Origin of the sequence: Diaphorobacter sp. J5-51, assembly GCF_001023515.1 — a bacterium.
GTDB lineage: Bacteria > Pseudomonadota > Gammaproteobacteria > Burkholderiales > Burkholderiaceae_C > Diaphorobacter > Diaphorobacter nitroreducens.
Map to the genome: position 1 here is coordinate 59243 of NZ_JSYI01000055.1, position 23412 is coordinate 82654.

Annotated in this window: 30 protein-coding genes and 1 tRNA gene; 8 read left to right on the plus strand and 23 right to left on the minus strand. The window is 64.9% G+C overall.

Features of this window, described 5'->3' with window-relative positions; all coding sequences use genetic code 11:
- Positions 1-43: 43 nt before the first annotated feature.
- Complete coding sequence (locus OX89_RS08325; RefSeq protein ID WP_047350272.1) at positions 44-1180, minus strand: aminotransferase class V-fold PLP-dependent enzyme; 1137 nt, start codon at positions 1178-1180, stop codon at positions 44-46.
- Between the two features lie 306 nt (positions 1181-1486).
- The gene (locus tag OX89_RS08330; protein WP_047350273.1) at positions 1487-2203 is read right to left on the minus strand and encodes a YggS family pyridoxal phosphate-dependent enzyme; all 717 of its coding nucleotides are present in this window, start codon (positions 2201-2203) and stop codon (positions 1487-1489) included.
- A 39-nt stretch (positions 2204-2242) separates the two neighbouring features.
- Here OX89_RS08330 and OX89_RS08335 point away from each other — a divergent pair, with 39 nt between their 5' ends.
- The 4 genes from OX89_RS08335 to OX89_RS08350 all read left to right on the plus strand — a co-directional run bounded on the left by OX89_RS08335 (position 2243) and on the right by OX89_RS08350 (position 6168).
- Positions 2243-3286, plus strand: a complete 1044-nt coding sequence (locus tag OX89_RS08335; RefSeq protein WP_047350274.1) for a type IV pilus twitching motility protein PilT — start codon at positions 2243-2245, stop codon at positions 3284-3286.
- Positions 3287-3361: 75 nt separating this feature from the next.
- The gene (locus tag OX89_RS08340) at positions 3362-3991 is read left to right on the plus strand and encodes a Crp/Fnr family transcriptional regulator (RefSeq protein ID WP_047350275.1); all 630 of its coding nucleotides are present in this window, start codon (positions 3362-3364) and stop codon (positions 3989-3991) included.
- 46 nt (positions 3992-4037) lie between these two features.
- Entirely contained in the window at positions 4038-5174 is a 1137-nt protein-coding gene (locus OX89_RS08345) for a PilT/PilU family type 4a pilus ATPase (protein WP_011803879.1), read from the plus strand.
- Between the two features lie 64 nt (positions 5175-5238).
- On the plus strand, positions 5239-6168 hold the full coding sequence (locus OX89_RS08350) for an NAD(P)-dependent oxidoreductase (RefSeq protein WP_011803878.1): 930 nt from the start codon (positions 5239-5241) through the stop codon (positions 6166-6168).
- A gap of 97 nt (positions 6169-6265) precedes the next feature.
- Here the strand turns inward: OX89_RS08350 and OX89_RS08355 are convergent, their stop codons facing one another.
- Genes OX89_RS08355 through OX89_RS08365 form a run of 3 tightly spaced genes read right to left on the minus strand, consistent with a single transcriptional unit; the run spans position 6266 to position 7987 of the window.
- The gene (locus OX89_RS08355; RefSeq protein ID WP_012655453.1) at positions 6266-6940 is read right to left on the minus strand and encodes a BON domain-containing protein; all 675 of its coding nucleotides are present in this window, start codon (positions 6938-6940) and stop codon (positions 6266-6268) included.
- On the minus strand, positions 6937-7530 hold the full coding sequence (locus tag OX89_RS08360; RefSeq protein ID WP_011803876.1) for an SIS domain-containing protein: 594 nt from the start codon (positions 7528-7530) through the stop codon (positions 6937-6939). The genes OX89_RS08355 and OX89_RS08360 overlap by 4 nt, the downstream gene beginning before the upstream one ends.
- Before the next feature lie 58 nt (positions 7531-7588).
- Positions 7589-7987 carry a YraN family protein gene (locus OX89_RS08365; RefSeq protein ID WP_011803875.1) on the minus strand — a complete coding sequence of 133 codons (399 nt, stop codon included), beginning with the start codon at positions 7985-7987 and terminating at the stop codon, positions 7589-7591.
- Here OX89_RS08365 and rsmI point away from each other — a divergent pair.
- Complete coding sequence (gene rsmI / locus OX89_RS08370) at positions 7987-8925, plus strand: 16S rRNA (cytidine(1402)-2'-O)-methyltransferase (protein WP_047350276.1); 939 nt, start codon at positions 7987-7989, stop codon at positions 8923-8925. The two genes, OX89_RS08365 and rsmI, sit on opposite strands and share 1 nt — an antisense overlap.
- A gap of 228 nt (positions 8926-9153) precedes the next feature.
- On the opposite strand, the gene OX89_RS08375 is transcribed toward rsmI, so the two are convergent.
- Positions 9154-10083, minus strand: a complete 930-nt coding sequence (locus tag OX89_RS08375; protein WP_047350277.1) for a lysylphosphatidylglycerol synthase transmembrane domain-containing protein — start codon at positions 10081-10083, stop codon at positions 9154-9156.
- Entirely contained in the window at positions 10080-11111 is a 1032-nt protein-coding gene (locus tag OX89_RS08380; RefSeq protein WP_047350278.1) for a glycosyltransferase family 2 protein, read from the minus strand. Before OX89_RS08380 ends, OX89_RS08375 begins: the two co-directional genes overlap by 4 nt.
- 104 nt (positions 11112-11215) lie before the next feature.
- Between OX89_RS08380 and OX89_RS08385 the strand changes: the two genes are divergently transcribed.
- The 3 genes from OX89_RS08385 to OX89_RS08395 are packed head-to-tail and all read left to right on the plus strand — an operon-like array spanning position 11216 to position 15077.
- Positions 11216-12733 (plus strand): glycosyltransferase family 39 protein, encoded by a 1518-nt coding sequence (locus OX89_RS08385; protein ID WP_047350279.1) that lies wholly within the window; start codon positions 11216-11218, stop codon positions 12731-12733.
- Positions 12730-13740 (plus strand): NAD-dependent epimerase, encoded by a 1011-nt coding sequence (locus tag OX89_RS08390; RefSeq protein WP_047350280.1) that lies wholly within the window; start codon positions 12730-12732, stop codon positions 13738-13740. The genes OX89_RS08385 and OX89_RS08390 overlap by 4 nt, the downstream gene beginning before the upstream one ends.
- Positions 13737-15077, plus strand: a complete 1341-nt coding sequence (locus OX89_RS08395) for a UDP-glucose/GDP-mannose dehydrogenase family protein (RefSeq protein WP_047350281.1) — start codon at positions 13737-13739, stop codon at positions 15075-15077. Before OX89_RS08390 ends, OX89_RS08395 begins: the two co-directional genes overlap by 4 nt.
- A gap of 146 nt (positions 15078-15223) precedes the next feature.
- Here the strand turns inward: OX89_RS08395 and OX89_RS08400 are convergent.
- From OX89_RS08400 to rplE, 16 genes are all read right to left on the minus strand, one after another.
- Positions 15224-15300: transfer RNA gene (locus OX89_RS08400), tRNA-Met, on the minus strand.
- 24 nt (positions 15301-15324) lie between these two features.
- The gene (gene rplQ, locus OX89_RS08405) at positions 15325-15714 is read right to left on the minus strand and encodes a 50S ribosomal protein L17 (protein ID WP_047350282.1); all 390 of its coding nucleotides are present in this window, start codon (positions 15712-15714) and stop codon (positions 15325-15327) included.
- An 89-nt stretch (positions 15715-15803) separates the two neighbouring features.
- Positions 15804-16796, minus strand: a complete 993-nt coding sequence (gene rpoA, locus OX89_RS08410; protein WP_011803867.1) for a DNA-directed RNA polymerase subunit alpha — start codon at positions 16794-16796, stop codon at positions 15804-15806.
- A 111-nt stretch (positions 16797-16907) separates the two neighbouring features.
- Positions 16908-17531 carry a 30S ribosomal protein S4 gene (gene rpsD, locus OX89_RS08415; protein ID WP_012655444.1) on the minus strand — a complete coding sequence of 208 codons (624 nt, stop codon included), beginning with the start codon at positions 17529-17531 and terminating at the stop codon, positions 16908-16910.
- Positions 17532-17619: 88 nt separating this feature from the next.
- Entirely contained in the window at positions 17620-18024 is a 405-nt protein-coding gene (rpsK, locus tag OX89_RS08420; RefSeq protein ID WP_011803865.1) for a 30S ribosomal protein S11, read from the minus strand.
- A 17-nt stretch (positions 18025-18041) separates the two neighbouring features.
- Positions 18042-18407, minus strand: a complete 366-nt coding sequence (gene rpsM, locus OX89_RS08425) for a 30S ribosomal protein S13 (RefSeq protein ID WP_011803864.1) — start codon at positions 18405-18407, stop codon at positions 18042-18044.
- Between the two features lie 23 nt (positions 18408-18430).
- Positions 18431-18544, minus strand: coding sequence for a 50S ribosomal protein L36 (rpmJ, locus tag OX89_RS18125; protein WP_003050535.1), 114 nt, complete (start codon positions 18542-18544; stop codon positions 18431-18433).
- Between the two features lie 144 nt (positions 18545-18688).
- The gene (gene secY / locus OX89_RS08430) at positions 18689-20008 is read right to left on the minus strand and encodes a preprotein translocase subunit SecY (protein WP_047350283.1); all 1320 of its coding nucleotides are present in this window, start codon (positions 20006-20008) and stop codon (positions 18689-18691) included.
- Between the two features lie 23 nt (positions 20009-20031).
- Complete coding sequence (gene rplO, locus OX89_RS08435; protein ID WP_013520737.1) at positions 20032-20463, minus strand: 50S ribosomal protein L15; 432 nt, start codon at positions 20461-20463, stop codon at positions 20032-20034.
- A 10-nt stretch (positions 20464-20473) separates the two neighbouring features.
- A complete protein-coding gene (gene rpmD, locus OX89_RS08440) occupies positions 20474-20656 on the minus strand; it encodes a 50S ribosomal protein L30 (protein ID WP_013520738.1) in 183 nt (60 codons plus the stop codon).
- 12 nt (positions 20657-20668) lie between these two features.
- Positions 20669-21190, minus strand: coding sequence for a 30S ribosomal protein S5 (rpsE, locus tag OX89_RS08445; protein ID WP_013520739.1), 522 nt, complete (start codon positions 21188-21190; stop codon positions 20669-20671).
- A gap of 15 nt (positions 21191-21205) precedes the next feature.
- Complete coding sequence (gene rplR, locus OX89_RS08450) at positions 21206-21571, minus strand: 50S ribosomal protein L18 (protein ID WP_013520740.1); 366 nt, start codon at positions 21569-21571, stop codon at positions 21206-21208.
- An 11-nt stretch (positions 21572-21582) separates the two neighbouring features.
- Positions 21583-22116 (minus strand): 50S ribosomal protein L6, encoded by a 534-nt coding sequence (gene rplF / locus OX89_RS08455; protein WP_013520741.1) that lies wholly within the window; start codon positions 22114-22116, stop codon positions 21583-21585.
- A 24-nt stretch (positions 22117-22140) separates the two neighbouring features.
- The gene (rpsH, locus tag OX89_RS08460) at positions 22141-22536 is read right to left on the minus strand and encodes a 30S ribosomal protein S8 (protein ID WP_013520742.1); all 396 of its coding nucleotides are present in this window, start codon (positions 22534-22536) and stop codon (positions 22141-22143) included.
- Positions 22537-22557: 21 nt separating this feature from the next.
- On the minus strand, positions 22558-22863 hold the full coding sequence (rpsN, locus tag OX89_RS08465; protein ID WP_011803856.1) for a 30S ribosomal protein S14: 306 nt from the start codon (positions 22861-22863) through the stop codon (positions 22558-22560).
- Positions 22864-22872: 9 nt separating this feature from the next.
- On the minus strand, positions 22873-23412 hold the full coding sequence (rplE, locus tag OX89_RS08470) for a 50S ribosomal protein L5 (protein ID WP_047350284.1): 540 nt from the start codon (positions 23410-23412) through the stop codon (positions 22873-22875).

The following is a 23412-nucleotide window of genomic DNA, read 5'->3' on the forward strand; positions in this document are numbered from 1 at the left end:
CGCGGTTGTAGGAGATGGACGCTTTTGCGCCGCCGGCCAGCAGTCAGCGCGCCGGCGCGACCTGGTCCAGCGCCGCGGCCAGGTGGCCCACCGTGCGGTCCACGTTGTGCCACTTCTCCAGGCCGAACAGGCCCAGGCGGAAGGTCTGGAAGTCCGCACCCTCGCCGCATTGCAGCGGCACGCCCGAGGCGGTCTGCAGCCCCGCCTCGGCGAACTTCTTGCCGCTCTGGATGCCGGGGTCGGTGGTGTAGCTCACCACCACGCCCGGTGCCTCGTAGCCCGCAGCCGCCACGCTGGGAAAGCCCCGCGCCTGCAGCAGCGCGCGCACCTTGGCGCCGAGTGCGATCTGCTCGTCGCGCACCTTGGCAAAGCCGTAGTCGCGCGTTTCCAGCATCACGTCGCGCAGGCGCACCAGCGCATCGGTGGGCATGGTGGTGTGGTAGGCGTGCTGGCCCTTCTCGTAGCCCTCGGCGATCTGCATCCACTTCTTGAGGTCGCACGAGAAGCTGGAGCTCTGCGTCTGCTCGATCGCCTCGCGCGCGCGGGCCGACAGCATCACCATGGCGCAGCAGGGCGAGCCGCTCCAGCCCTTTTGCGGCGCGGAGATCAGCACGTCCACACCGGTCTTTTCCATGTCCACCCACATCGCGCCGGAGGCCACGCAGTCCAGCACGAACAGCGCGCCCACCTCGTGCGCGGCGTCGCTCACGGTGCGCAGGTAATCGTCGGGCAGCAGGATGCCACTGGCCGTCTCCACATGCGGGGCGAAGACCACCTTCGGCCGCTCGGCGCGGATGGCGGCGGCCACCTCGCTCGCCGGGCAGGGAGCCCAGGGCGCCTGTGGACCATCGCCCTGGCGGCGCGCCTGGCAGACCGCGGCACCACCGCCCAGCCCGCCGGCGTCGAAGATCTGGCTCCAGCGGTAGCTGAACCAGCCGTTGCGCACGATGAGCACCTTCTCGCGGTTGGCGAACTGGCGTGCCACGGCCTCCATGCCGAAGGTGCCGCTGCCGGGCACGAGCACCGCCGTGTGCGCGCGGTAGACCTCCTTGAGCGTCGACAGGATGTCCTGCATCACGCCCACGAAGCGGCGCGACATGTGGTTGAGCGCACGGTCGGTATAGACCACCGAGAATTCGAGCAGGCCATCGGGATCGACATCGGGCAGCAAACCGGGCATGAGGGAATCTCCGTCAAAACTAGGGCCTGTTCACACTATTTTTGCCAGTGCGAATGGCGTGAAAACCGCGCCAATCTAGGCGCGTGACGACGCCAAGGCCGGGGCCTTGGCTAGGAGGGCAACGACGAATGGCGCGGTTCTCACTCCGTTCCCTCCGGGTTGCGATCAAAAAGGGCCATTCGCGGCGTTGCCAAGCCTCGCTGGGGTAGCACCCCAGCTTCGTTTGGCGCCTTGCGCCTGGCCCTTTTTGATCGCAACGCATCTGGCAAAAATAGTGTGAACAGGCCCTAGAGGACGGCCAGCTTATCAGGCCGGGTAGTGGCGCGCACCGAAGATGCCGCTGCCCACGCGCACCATGGTGCTGCCGGCGCGCACCGCGGCCTCCAGGTCGCCGGTCATGCCCAGCGACAGGGTATCGACGGCCTCGAACCCTGGGCCACCCTGCGCGCGCAGGGTGTCGAACACCTGGCGCACGCGCAGCAGCACGGCCAGTTGCGCGGCCTCGTCGGGCACCGGGTCGGGAATGCTCATGACGCCGCGCAGCGTGAGCCGCGGCAGCGCTGCCACCGCCTGGGCCAGCGCCAATGCCTCCTCGGCCGGCACACCGGCCTTGGTGGCGCCACCATCCACGTTCACCTGGATACAGACCTGCAGCGCGGGCAGGTTGTCGGGACGTTGGTCGGACAGACGCTGCGCCGTCTTGGGGCGGTCCACCGTGTGCACCCAGTCGAAGTGCTGGGCCACCAGGCGGGTCTTGTTGCTCTGCACCGGGCCGATGCAGTGCCACTCCAGCGGCTGCGGCAGCCCGAGCGCCGCCACCAGAGCCATCTTTTCCACGGCTTCCTGAATGTAGTTTTCGCCAAACCGCCGCTGGCCCGCCAATGCCGCGTCACGCACGGCCTCGGGGCCGAAGGTCTTGGAAACCGCCAGCAGCGCCACGGCATCGGGTGGCCTGCCGGCCGCCGCGCAGGCGCGCGCGATGCGCTCCCGCACATTCTGGAGGTTGCTGGCAATCGTCGTCATAATGTTCGCCCAAGCGTATCAAACGATAAGAGGGAATCCGTGGACATCACCCAATTGCTCGCCTTCAGCGTGAAGAACAAGGCGTCCGACCTGCACCTTTCCGCCGGCCTGCCGCCCATGATCCGGGTCCACGGGGACGTACGCCGCATCAACGTCGATGCACTGGACCACAAGACCGTCCACGCCATGGTGTACGACATCATGAGCGACGCCCAGCGCAAGACCTACGAAGAGTTCCTGGAAGTGGACTTTTCCTTCGAGATCGACGGCCTGGCGCGCTTTCGCGTCAACGCGTTCAACCAGAACCGTGGCGCGGCCGCGGTGTTCCGTACCATTCCGAGCAAGATCCTGACGCTGGAGCAGCTCAACGCGCCGCGCATTTTTGCCGACCTGGCGCTCAAGCCACGCGGCCTGGTGCTGGTGACGGGCCCCACAGGTTCGGGCAAGTCCACCACCCTGGCGGCCATGGTCAACTACCTCAACGAAAGCGAGTACGGCCACATCCTCACCATCGAGGATCCGATCGAGTTCGTGCACGAGTCCAAGAAGTGCCTGGTCAACCAGCGCGAAGTGGGGCCGATGACGCTGTCGTTCGCCGCGGCCCTGCGCTCAGCGCTGCGCGAGGACCCGGACGCCATTCTGGTGGGCGAAATGCGCGACCTGGAAACCATCCGCCTGGCCATGACCGCCGCCGAGACCGGCCACTTGGTGTTCGGCACGCTGCACACGTCCAGCGCCGCCAAGACCATCGACCGGATCATCGACGTCTTCCCCGCTGAAGAAAAGGAAATGGTGCGCGCGATGTTGTCGGAGTCGCTGCAGGCGGTGATCTCGCAGACGCTGTGCAAGACCAAGGACGGCTCGGGCCGCGTGGCGGCGCACGAGATCATGCTGGGCACGAGCGCCATCCGCAATCTGATCCGCGAGGCCAAGGTGGCGCAGATGTACTCCACCATCCAGACCAGCAACAGCGTCGGCATGCAGACGCTGGACCAGAACCTCTCCGACCTGGTGCGCCGCAACATCATCAGCCCGGCCGAGGCGCGCAGCAAGGCCAAGATTCCCGAGAACTTCCCCGGCTGACCCCCTCCAAGGCGGGCCCGCACACTTTTTCACTACCAGGCTCGTTGGTACACGAGCCCGCATCGGAGCCCCATCATGAAAGGCATTCTCGGCCTGCTCAAGTCCAAAAACCGCAAGTCCGGCGAGGAGAGCACCGACTCGGTGTTCTTCACCACCGCATTTGCCGGCCAGGGCGTGGAGCAATCACAACTGGTCCCCTGGGAGGCGCGCGCCGTCGAAGTCGATGCCAAGCGCCTGCCCCAAAGCCGTGGCGGCAGGCTGCTGCAGTCGCTGTGGAGCAAGGACAAGTACATGGCGCACCTGGACCACGACGCCGTGGAACGCATGGAGCGCTTCTTCGAGTTCGCCTCCGTTGCGCCCAACCGCGACCTGATCCGCCAGGACGAATACGGCAACTTCATGGTCGTGCTGCTCACGGGCACCATCGCCGTGGACCGTGTCCAGCCCTGGGGAGAGCAACTGCGCCTGGCCGAGACGCGGCCCGGCGATATCCTGGGCGAGATGTCGCTGCTGGACAGCGGCATCCGTTTTTCGGCGTGCACCACGCTCACGGAATGCGAGATCGCGGTGCTCAGCGCCGAGGCGCTGGATGAGATGATGGCCCACGACCCGCAACTGGCCGCCAGCCTGGTGGCCCTGCTGGCGCGCAAGCTGTCGCAGCGCCTGCGCGTGGTGAGCGCGCGTCTGAGTGAAAATCAACGCTGAACAGCCCGGCACAACAACACAAGGCTGACGACCAAGGGGGTATGGGATGGAACGGGATCAGGCGAGCAAATTCATCAACGATCTGCTCAAGCTGATGGTCAGCCGCGGGGGGAGCGACCTTTTCATCACGGCGGAGTTTCCGCCGGCGATCAAGGTCGACGGCAAGGTCACCAAGGTCTCTCCCCAGCCTCTGACGCCCAACCACACGCTCACGCTGGCGCGCGCCATCATGAGCGACAAGCAGGTGGCCGACTTCGAGCGCACCAAGGAGTGCAACTTTGCCATCTCGCCCGCGGGCGTGGGCCGGTTCCGCGTGAACGCCTTCGTGCAGCAGGGCCGCGTGGGCATGGTGCTGCGGACGATTCCGCTCACGCTGCCCACCATCGACGGCCTGGGCGTTCCGCAGGTGCTCAAGGAAGTCACCATGACCAAGCGCGGACTGTGCATTTTGGTCGGCGCGACGGGCTCGGGCAAGTCCACCACGCTGGCCGCCATGCTGGACTGGCGCAACGAGAACTCCTTCGGCCACATCATCACGGTGGAAGACCCGGTGGAATTCGTGCATCCGCACAAGAACTGCGTGATCACGCAGCGCGAGGTGGGCCTGGACACCGACAGCTGGGAGGCGGCCCTCAAGAACACGCTGCGTCAGGCGCCGGACGTGATCCTGATGGGCGAAATCCGCGACCGCGAGACCATGGAGCACGCCGTGGCGTTTGCCGAAACCGGCCACCTGTGCCTGGCCACGCTGCACGCCAACAGCGCCAACCAGGCACTGGACCGGATCATCAACTTCTTCCCCGAGGAGCGGCGCGCCCAGCTGTTGATGGACCTGTCGCTGAACCTCAAGGCACTGGTCTCGCAGCGCCTGATTCCCAAGCAGGACGGCAAGGGGCGCGCGGCTGCCGTCGAGGTGATGCTGAACACGCCGCTGATCGCCGACCTCATCTTCAAGGGCGAGGTGGCCGAGATCAAGGAAATCATGAAGAAGAGCCGCAACCTGGGCATGCAGACCTTCGACCAGGCACTGTTCGACCTGTTCGAGGCCAACGTGATCAGCTATGAGGATGCCCTGCGCAACGCCGACTCGGTGAACGACCTGCGCCTGCAGATCAAGCTCAGCAGCCAGCGTGCCAAGACGACGGACCTGGCCTCGGGCACCGAGCATTTCGCCATCGTCTGATACCCCCACACTCGCCCCACCCGGCCCGCCCCTGCGGGCCTCTCTTTTTGACGGAGCCCAACCCATGAGCAGCAGCATCAATCCCCGCACCTACGATCCGGTCCCCGCACGCCGCGTGGCCTTCCTGGGCTTGGGCGTCATGGGCTACCCGATGGCGGGGCACTTGGCATCGGCGGGCCATACCGTGACGGTGTACAACCGTACCGCTACGAAATCAGAAGCATGGTGCGCTGAATTCAAGGGCGTTGCAACCGTAAAACATGCCAAGACGCCGCGCGAGGCCGCACAAGGCGCGGACATCGTGTTTTGCTGCGTGGGCAATGACGACGACCTGCGCTCCGTGGTGCTCGGGGCCGACGGCGCGTTCGCCGGCATGCAGCAGGGTGCGGTCTTCGTGGACCACACCACGGCATCCGCGGCGGTGGCGCGCGAACTCTATGGCGCCGCCCGCACGCTGGGCCTGCAGTTCATCGACGCGCCGGTCTCCGGCGGGCAGGCCGGCGCGCAAAACGGGCAACTGACCGTAATGTGCGGCGGCGACGCTGCAGCCTTCGATGCCGTACGCCCCACGGCGATGGCCTTCTCGCGCGCGTTCACCCGCATTGGCGACAGCGGCGCCGGCCAACTGGCCAAGATGGTCAACCAGATCTGCATTGCCGGCCTGGTGCAGGGTCTGTCCGAGGCGATCGCCTTCGGCCAGCACGCGGGCCTGGACATGCCGCTGGTGCTCGACGTGATCGGCAAGGGCGCTGCCCAGAGCTGGCAGATGGACAACCGCGGCAAGACTATGGTGGAGGGCCGTTTTGACTTCGGCTTTGCCGTGGACTGGATGCGCAAGGACCTGGGGCTGGTGCTCGACGAAGCCAAGCGCAACGGTGCGCGTCTGCCGGTCACGGCGCTGGTGGACCAGTTCTATGCCGACGTGCAGCTTGCCGGCGGCAACCGCTGGGACACGTCCAGCCTGATCACCCGCCTGGCGCCCAAAAAAGACTGAGGCCCCAGGCGCACTGCCCGCGCAGGGCGGGCAGTGGTTCAATCGCCTGTCACAAGGCGCGGATGGTGCCGACTTGTTCGGCGCGAGCAGCCCGTGCTCAGGGCTTGACTGGCTGCGCCGCCGCGGCGGGGTCCTGCGAGACGGGCGCGGGCTGCTGCGCCGCGCCACCGCGGATCAGTTCCTCTTCGGAGATCACCTCGAACACGCGCACGACCTTGCGTACGCCATCCACGCCGCGCGCGATCTCCGCGGAGCGCTTGGCTTCGCGCTGCGTGACACGGCCCATCAGGTACACCACGTCGCGCTCGGTGACGACCTTGAACGCATTGGCAGACAGGTCCTTGGCGTCCACGAGGCTCGCGCGCACCTTGGTCGAGATGAAGGCGTCGCGCGAGCGCTGCGTCAGCGAGGACGCGGGCATCACGCCCAGGTCGTTGACCACCGAGCGCACGTTGTCCACGCCTTGCGCGATCTGCTCCACCTTCTGGCCGTCGGCGGCCGTGGGCACTTCGCCCGTCAGCAGCACCTGGCGGTTGTAGCTGGTCACGTTCACGTGCACGCGGTCGCCCAGGGTCTCACGGATGCGGCTGGCGGTGCGCATCTCGATGCCTTCGTCCTCCACCTGGGTGCCGGTGGTGCGCCGGTCGGTCGCCATCAGGGTGCCGACCACGGCACCGCCGCCGATGACCAGCGGCGCGCAGCCGGCGAGGCTGCCGGCCAGGGCCGCGGCAGCGAGCGCGGCGCTAGAAATTCGCAGCAGGGGAAATGTCATAGAGGAATCTCCTGTTCTCCAAGTAACTGGGCGTCCACGCCGTCGCACAGGCAGTGCAGCACCAGCGCATGCACCTCGCGTACACGGGCGGCTCGGTCGTGCGGCACGCAGATCTGGACATCGGTCTCGTGCAGCAGCGCGCCCAACGCCCCGCCGTCGCGGCCACACAGGGCGACCACGGTCATGTCCCGCTCATGGGCGGCCTGCACGGCCTGCAGCAGGGCTGGCTCGTTGCCGCCGATGGTGATGACCAGCAGCAGATCTCCTGCCTGCCCCAGGGCGCGCACCTGGCGCGCCAGCACGGCGCTGTCCGCTACGGCGCTGGTGCCGGTGGCCAGGGCATCGGGCAGCAGGGCCAGCGCCGCCAGTTCGGGCCGGTCGCGCTCGAAACCGGCCACGCAAAAGGCCGCGAACTGCAGGGCCTGCGCGGATGAAGGGCCGCTACCACAGGCCAGCACCTTGGCGCCGTTGGTCACACAAGCCCAGATGGCCTGCACGGCTGCGCTGATGGGATGGCTGAGCGCCTGGGCCGACTGGTATTTCAGGTCGGCGCTGTCGATGAAATGCTGTTGGATGCGTTGCTCAAGCATGGGCCGTGAATGATACCTGGGGGTATCGCGGCGCCTGTAGCAAACGGTAGGCCGCGCGCTACGCGGCGTCGAATGCGCCGCGCAGCCACTGCAGCCGGTCGCCCTCGATGAGCACCGCATCGAAGCGGCATGGCGGCGGTGCGGGCCAGCGCAGCAGGTAGTGCTGCGCGGCAAAGACGATGCGCCGCTGCTTGGCCACGCCGATGCTGCCGCCCGCGCCGCCGTAGGCGCTGGCGCCGCGGCTGCGCACCTCCACGAACACCAGCGTGCCGTCGCGCTCGCGCAGGATCAGGTCGATCTCTCCGCCGCCGCGCCCCGGCGTCCGATAATTGCGCTCCACCAGCGCCAGGCCCGCCGCCGTGAGATGGGCCAGCGCGCGGTCTTCCCCCGCCTGCCCCGCGGCGCGCGTGGTGCGCGCGGGCGCACTGCCATTCACCTTCTTGCCGAGGAATCCCATTGAGCGCCTCTTTTGCCTCTGCCTTGAGCGCCGCGCGCGATGCGGCGGCCGCGCAGCATTATCCGCAGGGCGCCCTGTACGTGGTCGCCACGCCCATCGGCAACCTGGCCGACATCACACTGCGTGCGCTGCACGTGCTGCAACTGGCCGACACGCTGGCGTGCGAGGACACGCGCCACACCCAGTCGCTGCTGCGCGCCTACGGCATCGACAAGCCCTCCGACCGCCTGCTGGCGCTGCACCAGCACAACGAGGCGCAGGCCGCGCAGATGGTGGTGCAGCAACTGCAGGCCGGCCAGCGCGTGGCATACGTGAGCGACGCCGGCACGCCCGGAGTGAGTGATCCCGGCGCGCGCCTGGTGGCGGCCGTGCAGGCCGCGGGGCTGCGCTGCATTCCCTTGCCGGGGGCCAGCAGCGTGACGAGCGCGCTGAGCGTCGCGGGCGCGGTGGCTCCCACCGCCGACAGCGGCGGCTTCCTGTTCGCGGGCTTTCTGCCGCCCAAGGGCGCCGAGCGCACGGCCGCGGTGCAGCGCCTGGCGGCCGAGCCGCGCTGCGTGGTACTGCTGGAGGCGCCGCACCGCATCGCTGCGCTGGCCGACACGCTGGCGGACCTGGGCGAGCGGCCGGTGACACTCGCGCGCGAACTCACCAAGCAGTTCGAGGAAGTCTCCACGCATCCCGCGCGGGAGCTGGCCGCCTGGCTGGCCGGCGCTCCCCAGCGGGTCAAGGGCGAGTTCGTGGTGCTGCTGCACCCGCTGGCGGCCACGCAGGGCGACGGTGCGGAGGCCGAGCGCGTGCTGCGCCTGCTGCTGGACGAGCTGCCGACCAAGACCGCGGTGAAACTGGCGGCCGACATCGCGCACGCCTCGCGCAACACGCTGTACGAGCGCGCGCTGCAGATCAAGCGGGACGCAGAGGCCGCGGGCGAACACGGCTGAATCGCGCCGGCGCCCCGGTGCCGGCAGCGCCAGCGCCCCATCCGACCGACATGCGCCACGGGCACGGCGCCGCTGCATGGTCGGCGCGGGCACGCCCCTCATTTCAAGCCGAATTGACCTCCAGCGCTCATCCATCAAGCGCAAGGTGCTATCAATTTGATAAAAATACACCAATGATGGCCAGGCCATCGCGGGCCATCGCGGGCCATCGCGGGCCAGCGCCCGGGCCTACCGCCCCGCGCTGCGCGGCAGGCCGAACGCCAGCGCCCCCAGCGCGCCCTGCGCCAGCCCGTAGACGCCATAGACCACGCCCACGCCCACGGCGGCGGACGCGGCCACGCCGAAGGGGGCCAGCGCGGCCACGGCGGCCGCCTCGCGCGTGCCCCAGCCGCCCACGCTCACCGGCAGCGCCGCCATCAGGAACACGGGCGCGATCGCCCAGGCCCACACGCTGGCCGGCAGCGCCACGCCCAGTGCCAGCCCGCCCCCCGCCAGCGCTGCGGCCGACAGCAGTTGCACCGCCGCCGATGCCCCGGCCTGCCAGACCAGTTGACGCGGGAAGTCGGGGCGCGTTGCGGCTTCACGCAGCGGCGCGAGCCAGCCGCCCGCAAACCGGCGGCTGCGCAGCAGCGCAGGCAGGCACCACGGCAGCGCCAGCCACAGCAGCGTGCCCACAAGCATCAGCGCGATGAAAAGCCCCCTTGGCAACCGCAGCCAGGGCGCCAGCACGTCGGCACAGGCGGCAGCGCCCAGGCCGCCGATGGCGCACAGCATCCACAGGCCGCTCAGCCGGTCCAGCACCACCGACCAACTGGAGGCCGCCGTGTCCTGACCGGCACCACGCAGTACCACGGCGCGGTACACGTCGCCCCCCACCACGGCCCCCGGCAGCAACGCATTCAGGCCGATGGCCTGGAAGTACCAACGGCAGGCATCGCGCGTGCTCGCGTTGGCGCCTAGCCACCGCGCCAATGCCCGCCAGCGCAGCGCCGAGACGAGGTTGGAAGCGATGCCCGCCAGCAGGCCCGCCAGCAGCCACCCTGGCTGGGCCTGGCGCAGTTGGCCCCACACGCGGGCCGGATCGGCCAGCGCCACCACCGCGCCCAGCAGGGCCAGGCCCACCAGGCCGCGCAGCAGGGCCTTGAACGGACGTTTCACGCTATCTTATTAGTAGCTGCTTGCGCTTGCTGGTCGGGCGCTGCAGGCATATTTACTCTTGAATCCGGCACATATTCCTGCGCATGGAACTGCGGTGCCCCGCCGGCCTCGTGGTAGATGCGCATCAGCAGCTCGCCGATCAGGCCCGCCACTACCATCTGCACGCCCATCAGCACCAGCATGACGCCGGCAAGCAGCAGTGGCCGGCCGCCGATGTCCTCGCCCAGCACTTTTTGCAGCAGCAGCCAGGCCAGGATCAGCACGCCCGGCGCAGCCAGCCACAGCCCCAGCCCGCCGAAGGCATGCAGCGGGCGCTGGCGGTAGCGCATGAAGAAGACGATGAGGATCAGGTCCAGGATGACGCGGAAGGTGCGGTCGATGCCGTACTTGGACACGCCGCGCGTGCGCGCATGGTGGCGCACCGGCACTTCCGTGATGCGCGCGCCCGCCTCCTTAGCCAGCGACGGGATGAAGCGGTGCAGCTCGCCGTAGAGGCGGATGCAGTCGATGATGGGCCGGCGGTAGGCCTTGAGCGCGCAGCCGTAGTCGTGCAGGTGCACGCCCGTGGCGCTGGAGATCAGCCGGTTGGCGATGCGCGAGGGCAGCTTGCGCGACAGCTCCGCGTCCTGCCGGTCCTTGCGCCAGCCGCTGACCATGTCCACGCTGGAGTCTGTCTCCAGGCGCTCCAGCAGCAGCGGAATGTCGCCGGGTTCGTTCTGCAGGTCGGCATCCAGCGTCACCACATAGCGGCCGCGCACGCGATCGAAACCCGCCTGCAGGGCACTCGACTGGCCGTAGTTGCGTGCCAGGAACACCGGGCGCAACCAAGGACGCGTGGCCGCCAGTTCACGCAGCATGTCGGCGCTGCCGTCGCGCGAGCCGTCGTCCACCGCCAGCAGTTCGAAGCTGAGCGGCTGCGCGGACATCGCCTGCGCGATGCGCTCCACGAGGTCGGGCAGGTTCTCGACCTCGTTGTAGATCGGCACCACGATGGAGACGTCGGGCGCTGGAGTAGGGGCGGTGTTCATCAAGGAAACAGTTGTAGCGGGATAATGGCTGCGATTGTGCCTCGCGCGCCCCCGCGCGTTCGCGCCCGCCGGACGCACACGGTGCGCTACTTTCCCCTTGCCCCATGACCGCCTCCACCGCGCCCCGCGCGCTTTCGTCCCGCCTTCCCTGGACCCACCCGCTGTTCTGGTTCGCGGCCATCTCGCTGGCGCACGTGGCCATGCGCCTGCTCGCTTCGCCCGCGCTGAAGTGGGATGAGGCCGAGCAGATTCTGTGGACCCAGGAGCTGGCACTGGGCTACGGCCCGCAGCCGCCGCTGTACACCTGGCTGCAATGGGCGATGAACCAGGTGTTCGGCCCCAGCGTACTGGCGCTGTCGCTGCTCAAGCATGGGCTGCTGGCGCTGACGTATTCGCTCATGTACCTGGCCGGGCGGGAACTGCTGGACGAGCGGGGGGCCTTCTGGGCGTCGGCCAGCATGGTGCTGATGCCCGCGCTGGGCTGGTATTCGGTCCGCGACCAGACCCATACCATCCTCGTCACGGCGATGGCCTGTGGCGCGTGGTGGCTGCTGCTGCGCATCGTGCGGCGCCCCCGGCCGCTGGACTTTGCCTTGTTGGGGCTGGTGTGCGGCTTCGGCATGCTGGGCAAGTACAGCTTCGCGCTGGTGGCGGGCGCCATGCTGCTGGCGGCGCTGTCGGTACCCGAGGCGCGCCGCGCGCTGCTGTCGCGCGGCTGGTGGTGGGCGCCCCTGGTGGGCCTGCTGGTCGTGCTGCCGCATGTGGCATGGCTGCTGTCACACCTCACCGAGGCGACGTCCGGCACCATCAGCAAGATGAACATCCAGCCTGAAAACGGGCTGGTCAAGGGCCTGCTGAGGCTGCTGGAGGGTGTGGTCCCCAGCACGCTGCTGCTGTGGGCGCTGTTCGCGTTGTGGGCTTTCCGTTCGGCCTGGTGGCAGCGGCCGCTGGCGCCGGTGTCGCCGCCGATGCACCGCGTGTTCGTGCGCTACCTGGGCCTGGTGTTGCTGGCGCTGGCCGGCATGGTGGTGTTTGCAGGCGTGAGCAACTTCAAGGGCCGCTGGATACTTCCACTGCTGTGTATGGCACCCCTGGCCGCCTTCTCTGCGCGGCCCGAATTGCAACACCACCCGCGTGCACGGCGCTACACGATCGCCGTGGCCACGATGGCCGTCATCCTGCTGGTCGCTGCCGGCATACGCCCCTGGTTCAGCGGGCTGCGCGGCGAGGTGGATGAGCTGAACCACCCGTCCATCGAACTGGCGGACGCCCTGCGCGCCGCGGGCTATGACGGCACCAGTCCCATCGTCGCGTCCGACCATATGCTGGCCGGCATGCTGCGGGTGCGCTTTCCCGACGCGTTTGTGGACGCCTGTGCGCCGGGCGAAGACGAGGTCCCGACCTGTGTCGCCGACCATTTGCGCCGCAGCGTGCAGCGGGGGCAAGGCCTGCTGTTGATTTCACGCACCGACTACATTCCGTCGAGCTGGTGGGATCAGGCCCAGGCCCGCATCGCGCCGCGTGCGCTGCAGTCCATCCACCTGCCCTTCCACATGGTGCGCGCGAGCACACCCCTGGCCCATTACGAATACATCTGGAGCCCACGCGGCACACAACCATGAGCGTCACCCTGGTCACCGGCTGCGCCGGCTTCATCGGCATGCATTGCGCGCAGCGGCTGCTGGAGCGCGGCGAACGGGTGGTGGGCATCGATAACCTCAATGCCTACTATGACGTCGGCCTGAAGCACGCGCGCCTGGGCCGCTTGCACGGTCAGGGCGACTTCACTTTCGAGCAGATCGATGTCGCCGACCGCGACGCCATGCATGCGCTGTTTGCGCGGGTGCGTCCCCATCGGGTGTTGCATCTGGCGGCACAGGCCGGCGTGCGCTACTCCATCGACCAACCCGACGATTACACCGACTCCAATCTCCTGGGCTTCGGCAACATCCTGCAGGGCTGCCGCGCACAGCAGGTGGAGCACCTGGTGTTTGCCAGCAGCTCCAGCGTGTACGGAGGCAACGCGAAGTTGCCGTTCTCCGAGCGCGACGCGGTGGACCATCCCGTCAGCTACTACGCGGCGACCAAGAAGGCCAATGAGGTCATGGCGCATGCCTACGCGCACCTGTACGGCATTCCGACCACGGGCCTGCGGTTTTTCACGGTGTATGGGCCATGGGGGCGGCCCGACATGGCGCTCTTCAAGTTCACCCGCGCCATGCTTGCGGGCGAGACGATCGACGTCTACGGCGAAGGTCAGTTGGTGCGTGACTTCACCTACATCGACGACATCGTCGAGGGCGTATTGCGCGTACTCGACAAGCCCGCCACGCCCGACGCCGCATTCGATCCACTGTCGCCGTCGCCCGGCTCGGGCCTCGCGCCCTACCGTATCTTCAATATCGGCAACAGCGCTCCTACGCTGCTCATGGACTACATCCATGCACTGGAGGAGGCGCTGGGGATGGTCGCCCTCAAGCGCATGCTTCCACTACAGCCCGGCGACATGCACAGCACGGCGGCCGACATGTCGGCGCTGGCTTCCTGGGTCGGCTTTGCCCCCCATACGCCCGTGCGGGACGGCGTGGCGCGCTTCGTCCACTGGTACAAGGACTTCTACCCATCATGAAAGTTACGGTTTTTGGCACCGGCTATGTCGGCCTGGTGCAGGGTGCAGTGCTGGCCGACGTCGGCCACGATGTGATCTGCGTGGACGTCGATGCCGCCAAGGTGGCCGCGCTGCAGGCAGGCCATATCCCCATCCACGAGCCGGGGCTGGAGCCCCTGGTGCAGGCCAACCAGGCGGCAGGCCGCCTGCGCTTCACTACTGACGCCGCTCAGGGCGTGGCCCATGGGGAGCTGATCTTTCTCGCCGTCGGCACCCCGCCCGATGAGGACGGCAGCGCCGACCTGCAACATGTGTTGGCCGTCGCGCGCACCATCGCGACCCACATGACCGAGCCGAAGACCATCGTCAATAAATCCACCGTCCCCGTAGGCACGGCCGACAAGGTCGCCGATACCGTACGCAAGGTGCTGGAGACGCGGGGCGTGGCCTTGGCGTTCGAGGTGGTGTCCAACCCCGAATTCCTCAAGGAAGGCGCTGCCGTCGCCGATTGCAAGCGGCCCGACCGTATCGTCATCGGTACACGCGCACCCCAGGCCGAGCGCCAATTGCGCGAGCTGTATGCGCCTTTCAATCGCAACCACGACCGCATCGTAATGATGGATGTGCGCAGCGCCGAACTGACGAAGTACGCCGCCAACGCCATGCTGGCCACCAAGATCAGCTTCATCAATGAAATGGCCAACCTGGCCGAGCAACTGGGTGCGGACATCGAAGACGTGCGCCGCGGGCTCGGAAGTGACCCGCGCATTGGCTACCACTTCATCTATCCCGGCGTGGGCTACGGCGGGAGCTGCTTTCCCAAGGACGTCAAGGCCCTCATCCACACGGCCCAGTCCATTGGCTTCACCCCCGATCTACTTCTGGCGGTCGAAAGCCGCAATGACGCGCAGCGGCAGTTGCTGGCGCGGCGCATCATTGCGTACTACGGCGGCAGCCTGCGCGGCAAGACCATCGCGGTCTGGGGGCTGGCCTTCAAGCCAGAAACCGATGACATGCGCGAAGCGCCCAGCCGTTACCTCCTACAGAGCCTGTGGGCGGCAGGCGCCCAGGTGCGCGCCCACGACCCGGCCGCCATGGACGAGGCCCGGCGCATTTTTGGAGAGCGTGACGACCTGGTGCTGTGCGGCAGTCCCACCGAGGCATTGGAAGGAGCGGACGCGTTGGCCATCGTGACGGAATGGAAAATCTTCCGCGTGCCCGACTTTGCGCAGATGGCCCATGCGCTCCACGACCGTATGGTCTTTGACGGACGCAACCTCTATGACCCCGAGACCATTACGCGCTTCGGCCTGGGGTACGTATCAATAGGACGCGCGCCAGTCGTCGGCATGTCCTGAAACCCAACCACGTGGGGGACCTAAGACAACAGAGGGCCGTTTCCGTCCGCCCTCGGGTCCCGCGCGCCGCAGATTCAAGAAGCGGAGCAGCCTGAACAAAAACAAAAAGGCCCACCGAAGTGGGCCTTTTTTTGACTGTCAGTATTTGGTTGCGCGAGAAGGATTTGAACCTCCGACCTTTGGGTTATGAGCCCAACGAGCTACCAGACTGCTCCATCGCGCGGTAGACAGAAATTATAACCTATATTTAAGCTTCCGTGGAAGAAACTTCAGGCGTCTCAGAACGATCAACCAGTTCGACGTACGCCATGGGCGCGTTGTCGCCCACCCGGAAGCCCATCTTCAGAATGCGGGTGTAGCCGCCGGGACGCGTCTTGAAACGCGGACCCAGGTCGTTGAACAGCTTCGTCACGCTGTCACGATCACGCAGGCGATTGAAAGCCAGGCGGCGATTCGCAACGGAATCTTCCTTGGCCAGGGTGATCATGGGTTCGATCACGCGGCGCAGTTCCTTGGCCTTGGGCAATGTGGTCTTGATGGCCTCGTGCTCGATGAGCGAGTTCATCATGTTCTGCAGCATCGCGAGGCGGTGCGAGCTGGTGCGATTGAGTTTACGGAGACCGTGTCCGTGGCGCATGGTGCTTTCCTTTGATGTAATTAAATCGGGCAGCCGTATCAGGTACTGCCCGAGGCACTGGCTCTTTTCAGAGAGCCTAAGATTATAACTTAACGCTTGTCGAGCCCTGCCGGAGGCCAGTTCTCGAGCTTCATACCGAGGGTCAGGCCGCGCGAAGCGAGCACTTCCTTGATCTCGTTGAGCGACTTGCGACCCAGGTTCGGCGTCTTCAGCAGTTCATTCTCGGTTCGCTGAATCAGATCACCGATGTAATAGATGTTCTCCGCCTTGAGGCAGTTGGCGGAGCGAACGGTGAGTTCCAGTTCGTCCACAGGACGCAGCAGGATCGGATCGAAGGTCGCAGCGCCGCGAGAGCTTGCCGGCGCATCGAAAGCTGCCAACTCACCGCCTTCCAGCTGCGCGAACACTGCCAGTTGTTCCACCAGAATCTTGGCGGAAGCGCGGACCGCGTCCTCGGCAGTAATAGCGCCGTTGGTTTCGATCTCGACGACGAGCTTATCCAGGTCCGTGCGCTGTTCCACACGCGCGCTCTCGACGGTATAGCTCACGCGTTTCACCGGCGAGAAGGAAGCATCCAGCACGATACGGCCAATGGACTTCGTCGCCTCGTCCGCGTAGCGGCGCAGGTTGCCGGGCACGTAGCCGCGGCCCTTCTCCACCTTGATCTGCATGTCCAGCTTGCCGCCCGCAGACAGCGTGGCAATGACGTGCTCGGGGTTCACGATTTCAACGTCGTGCGGCGTCTGGATGTCGCGCGCCGTGACGACGCCTTCGCCATCCTTGCGCAGGCTCAGCGTGACTTCGTCACGGTTGTGCAGCTTGAACACCACCCCCTTGAGGTTCAGCAGGATGTTGACCACATCCTCCTGAACGCCGTCAATGGACGAGTATTCGTGCAAGACACCGGCAATCGTCACCTCCGTTGCTGCGTAACCCACCATGGAAGAGAGCAGTACACGGCGAATGGCATTGCCCAGCGTGTGCCCGTAACCGCGCTCAAAAGGCTCCAACGCCACCTTGGCACGGTTGGGGCCAAGTTGCTCGACATTGATTGCCTTGGGTTTCAGCAAATTGGTTTGCATGCAGACTTCCTCTCAATACCCCCAGCTCGTTACACCGGTAAGGCTGGTGAAGCGCCTAAACCGCGATGCCTCGCGGTTCAGGGACGATTTCGGCTAACTTAAAGCTATGGTTTAACGCGAGTACAACTCAACGATCAGGGATTCGTTGATGTCTGCACCGAACTCATCGCGATCCGGGACCTTCTTGAAGGTACCTTCTACCTTGTCGGCATTCACTTCGACCCAAACGGGCATGCCCACCTGCTGCGCCAGTTGCAAGGCTTCAACAATACGTGCTTGCTTCTTGGATTTTTCGCGTACCGCAACCACGTCGCCGGCCTTGACCAGATAGGATGCGATGTTGACGCTTTGACCATTCACCGTGATGGCCTTGTGGGACACGAGCTGACGCGCTTCGGCACGGGTCGAGCCGAAGCCCATGCGGTACACCACGTTATCCAGGCGGCACTCGAGCAGGCCGAGCAAATTAGCGCCCGTATTGCCCTTGAGGCGTTCAGCGGCCTCGAAATAGCGGCGGAACTGCTTTTCCAGCACGCCATACATGCGCTTGACTTTCTGCTTTTCGCGCAGTTGCAGACCATAGTCTGACGTACGCGCACCGGAAGTACGGCCATGCTGGCCTGGCTTCGAATCAAACTTGGCCTTGTCCGCGATAGAGCGGCGTGCGCTCTTCAGGAACAGGTCGGTGCCTTCGCGGCGGGAGAGTTTGGCCTTGGGGCCGAGATAACGTGCCACTTTTTATATCCTTGAATCGACTGCCGCAGCGGACTGCGGGAGCCACCATCGCGCCAGGCGATCGGTGGCGGTGGGCTTATGAAACCAATTAAATACGGCGGCGTTTCTGGGGACGGCAACCGTTGTGGGGCACAGGCGTCACATCCGAGATGGAGGTGATGCGGATGCCGAGAGCGCCCAGCGCGCGCACCGAGGATTCGCGGCCAGGACCGGGACCCTTGATTTCGACATCGAGGTTCTTGATGCCTTGTTCAATGGCTGCGCGACCGGCCACTTCCGATGCCACCTGAGCAGCAAAAGGAGTCGACTTGCGCGAACCCTTGAAACCCTGGCCACCAGAAGAAGCCCAGGACAGAGCGTTGCCTTGGCGATCGGTGATCGTAATGATCGTGTTGTTGAAGGAGGCGTGCACGTGGGCGATGCCGTCCGAAATGTTCTTGCGAACCTTCTTGCGCACACGTTGCGCGGCATTATTGGCAGGAGATTTAGCCATAGTGATCTTTCAGAATCTTACTTCTTGAGTGCCGCTGCACCCTTGCGCGGGCCCTTGCGGGTGCGTGCGTTGGTGCGCGTGCGCTGACCACGCATCGGCAGACCGCGACGATGACGGAAACCGCGATAGCAACCAATGTCCATCAGTCGCTTGATGTTCATCGTGGTCTCACGGCGCAGGTCACCTTCGATGGTGAACTGAGCGATCTGGTCGCGAATCTTCTCCAGATCGGCATCGGTCAATTCCTTGACCTTCTTGGAATAAGCAATTCCGCATGCCTCGCAAATCTTGCGAGCACGGGTACGCCCGATCCCGTAGATGGCCGTCAGGCCAATCTCGGTGTGCTGATGGGGCGGGATATTGATACCAGCAATACGTGCCATGTTCGTCCTCTAATACTTCCCAATCAACCTTGGCGCTGCTTGTGGCGCTGATCCGTGCAGATCACGCGCACAACGCCCTTGCGGCGGATGATTTTGCAGTTACGGCAAATTTTCTTGACCGAAGCCGAAACCCTCATTGCATTCTCCTAAACTTGTCCAATCGTTCCGGCCCAGTGCGCGGAACACAAAATAAGTGCCCGCGATGGATCGAAGGGCATCAATAAGCCGTTGCTTCTTGGCGAACCCGCGACTATAGCGCATTCGCCAAAGGCACACGGACATCAGGTACCTAATGTCGTCTTGAAGTTAGCCTTCTTCAGCAGCGACTCGTACTGCTGCGACATCATGTAGTTCTGTACCTGAGCCATGAAGTCCATCGTCACGACAACGATGATCAGCAACGACGTACCACCAAAATAGAACGGCACGTTGTACTTCAGGATCAGGAACTCGGGCAGCAAACACACGAAGGTGATGTAAACAGCCCCGGCCAGCGTCAGCCGCACCAGGATCTTGTCGATGTAGCGCGCGGTATGTTCACCCGGGCGGATGCCTGGAATGAATGCTCCGCTCTTCTTCAGGTTGTCTGCCGTTTCGCGGCTGTTGAAAACTAGAGCCGTGTAGAAGAAACAGAAGAAGATGATCGCCGCGGCGTAGAACATCACATAGACCGGCTGACCGGGCGTCAGTGCCGCAGAAATATCACGCAACCACCGCATCGACTCTCCCGCGCTGAACCAATTCACAATGGTTGCAGGCAGCAGGATGATGGACGACGCAAAGATTGGAGGAATCACACCCGCCATGTTGAGCTTCAAAGGCAGATGGGAGGATTGCCCACCATAGACCTTGTTGCCCACCTGGCGCCGCGCATAGTTCACCAGTATCTTGCGCTGACCACGTTCGACGAAGACGACGAAGTACGTCACCAGTCCCACGACGATCACGATGAAGATGGCTGCCAGGATGCTCATCGCCCCCGTGCGCACCAGCTCCAACAGACCACCGATAGAACTGGGCAGACCCGCGGCGATACCGGCAAAGATCAGGATCGAAATACCGTTGCCCAGGCCGCGCTCAGTGATCTGTTCACCCAGCCACATCAGGAACATCGTGCCGGCGGTCAGGCTGACCACTGCCGTGAGCCGGAAGCCGAAGCCCGGACTCAACACGAGACCTGCAGAGCTCTCCAGAGCCACCGCGATACCCAGCGATTGGAAAATCGCCAAGCCCAACGTTCCATAACGGGTGTACTGCGTGATCTTGCGGCGCCCGGCCTCCCCTTCCTTCTTCATCTGCTCGAACGTGGGAAGCACGTAAGTCATCAGCTGCATGATGATCGATGCCGAGATGTACGGCATGATCCCCAGCGCGAAGACCGTGAAGCGCGAGAGCGCCCCACCCGAGAACATGTTGAACAGGTTGAGGATGCCGCCCTGCTGGCCACTGAACAGCTGCTGCAGCTGCGCGGGGTCGATTCCCGGAACGGGAATGTGCGCCCCCACGCGGTACACCACCAACGCGAGCAACAAGAACACCAGTCGCCGGCGCAGATCACCAAACTTACCGGTTTTTGCCAGTTGAGCTGCGTTAGTAGCCACAGATGCCTTTCTTCAGAACCAAATCAGGCCAAGCTGCCGCCAGCCGCTTCGATCGCGGCCTTGGCACCCGCCGTGGCACCGATGCCCGTGAGCTTCACGGCCTTGGTGAGTTCGCCACTCTTGATGACCTTCACCACCTGGGCCAGGGCGGGCACGAGCCCGGCCTGCTTCAGGGAGAGAACGTCGATCTCAGCCTGGTCGAGCGCATTCAGCGCCGAAAGAGTGATCTCGGCATTGAACTTGAGCGACTGCGACTTGAAGCCGCGCTTGGGCAGGCGGCGCTGCATGGGCATTTGACCGCCTTCGAAGCCGACCTTGTGGTAGCCGCCCGAACGCGACTTCTGGCCCTTGTGGCCGCGGCCGGCCGTCTTGCCCAGGCCGGAGCCGATACCACGACCGACACGGCGCTTGGCGTGCTTGGCTCCTGCTGCGGGCTTGATGCTATTGAGTTCCATCATCAACCTCTCAGAGGACTTTGACCAGATAGCTGATCTTGTTAATCATGCCGCGCACCTCGGGCGTGTCCTTGAGTTCGCTCACGCTGTTGAGCTTGCGAAGACCCAGGCCACGAACCGTGGCGCGATGCGATTCCTTGGTGCCGATGGGGCTGCGCACCAATTGAATCTTGATGGTTTGTTGCGTTGTCATTGAGCCTCCCAATCAAGCGGCAAACAGGTCTTCGACCGTCTTGCCACGCTTGGCGGCCACTTCGGCCGGCGTAGTGGAATTGGCCAGGGCGTCCAGCGTTGCACGAACCATGTTGTAGGGGTTGGACGACCCGTGGCTCTTGGCCACGATGTCGGTGATGCCCATCACCTCGAACACGGCGCGCATCGGGCCGCCGGCGATGATGCCGGTACCCTTGGGGGCCGGAGCCATCATCACGACGGCGGCGCCATGGTGGCCGGTCACGTTGTGATGGATCGTGCCGCTCTTGAGGGACACCTTCATCATCTTGCGACGCGCTTCTTCCATGGCCTTCTGCACGGCAGCGGGCACTTCCTTGGACTTGCCCTTGCCCATGCCGACACGGCCGTCGCCATCGCCGACCACGGTCAGTGCAGCGAAGCCGAGGATACGACCGCCCTTCACGACCTTGGTCACGCGGTTGACCGCGATCATTTTCTCGCGCAGACCGTCGTCACGACCTTCGTCTTGCACCTTGGGTTGAAATTTCGCCATTTTTATCCGCTCCGCTTAGAACTGCAGGCCGGCTTCGCGGGCCGCCTCAGCCAGGGCCTTCACGCGGCCGTGATACGCAAAACCTGCGCGATCAAACGCGACCTTTTCGATACCGGCGGCCTTCGCCTTTTCGGCGATGCGCTTGCCGATGATCTGGGCCGCGGCGGTGTTGCCACCCTTGCCGGAGCCGCCGAGCGACTTGCGCACATCGGCCTCGGCCGTGGAGGCGCTGGCCAGCACCTTGGTGCCGCAGCCAGAGATCACGCTGGCGTAGATATGGAGGTTCGTACGGTTGACCGTCAGACGCGCGATGCCTTGCTGGGCAATGCGGATGCGGGTCTGGCGGGCACGACGAAGACGCTGCTCTTTCTTGGTCAACATGCTGCAGCTCCTTACTTCTTCTTGGTCTCTTTGATCACGACCTTCTCATCCGCATAGCGGATGCCCTTGCCCTTGTAGGGCTCGGGAGGACGAACGGCGCGGATCTCGGCAGCCAGCTGGCCCACCACCTGGCGGTCGGCACCCTTGATCACGACTTCGGTCGGAGTGGGGGTGGCCACGGTGATGCCGGCGGGCATCTCGAAGTTCACGGGGTGCGAGAAACCGACGTTCAGGTTCAGCTTGCTGCCGGAAGCGGCGGCCTTGAAACCCACGCCGATCAGCGTGAGCTTCTTCTCGAAGCCCTTGCTGACGCCCTGCACCATGTTGTTCACCAGCTGGCGCACGGTGCCGCTCATGGCATTGGCTTCGCGCGAATCATTGACCGGCTCGAAGCTCAGCTTGCCGTCGTTGCTGGACACCTTCACCAGCGCGTTCTGTGCGAGCGACAGCGTGCCGCCCGAACCCTTGACGCTGATCTGGTCGTCCTTGATGGACACATCCACGCCTGCGGGGATGCTTACCGGGGATTTACCTACACGGGACATTTCAGTCTTCTCCTCAATGCCACGTCAAGCGACATAGCAAAGCACCTCGCCACCGACACCGGTAGCGCGCGCCTTGCGATCGGTCATCACACCCTTGGGCGTCGTGACGATTGCCACACCCAGGCCGTTCATGACTTGCGGAATGGAGTCGCGGCCCTTGTACACGCGCAGGCCAGGACGGCTCACGCGCTCGATGCGCTCGATCACGGGGCGACCAGCGTAGTACTTCAGGGTGATTTGGAGTTCAGACTTGCCACCGTCGGCCTTCACTTCGAAGCCGTCGATGTAACCCTCGTCCTTCAGCACCTGCGCGATGGCGACCTTCACCTTGGAGGAAGGCACCGACACGGTGGCCTTGGACACCATTTGCGCATTGCGAATGCGGGTCAGCAAGTCAGCGATGGGATCACTCATGCTCATGTTGTATCTCTCCTGCTGCGCTTACCAGCTGGCCTTGGTGACACCGGGGATGTCGCCGGCGAATGCCAGTTCACGGATCTTGGCGCGGCCCAGACCGAATTGACGGAAGGTGCCGCGGGGACGACCGGTGATTTCGCAGCGGTTGCGCTGGCGCGTGGGGTTGGCGTTGCGGGGCAACTTCTGCAGGCCCAGGCGAGCGGCTTCGCGCTCTTCGTCGCTGCGCTTGGCGTCGCCGGCGATGGCCTTCAGTTCCGCGTACTTGGCGGCGTACTTGGCGGCCAGTTTTTCGCGCTTGAGTTCGCGCTGGATCAAAGCTACTTTAGCCATACGCTGCCTTTAGTTCTTGAACGGGAAACGGAAAGCCGCGAGAAGCGCCTTGGCCTCTTCGTCGGTCTTGGCCGTCGTGGTGATGCTGATGTTGAGGCCGCGCAAGGCGTCCACCTTGTCGTACTCGATCTCGGGGAAGATGATCTGTTCCTTGACGCCGACGTTGTAGTTGCCACGGCCGTCGAAAGCGCGGCCGGAGATACCACGGAAGTCGCGCACGCGGGGCAGCGCGACCGTCACGAAGCGGTCCAGGAATTCATACATCTGCGCGCCGCGCAGCGTCACCATGCAGCCGATGGCCTGGCCTTCGCGGATCTTGAAGCCGGCGATGGCCTTCTTGGCCTTGGTCACCACAGGCTTCTGGCCGGCGATCTTGGTCAGGTCGGCCACGGCGTTGTCCATGATCTTCTTGTCGGCCACGGCCTCGCTCACGCCCATGTTGAGCGTGATCTTGGTCAGGCGCGGGACCTGCATGGGCGAGGTGTAGCCGAACTGCTTGATCAGTTCGGGAGCGATCTTTTCGCGATAGAGTTGTTGCAGTCGTGCCAT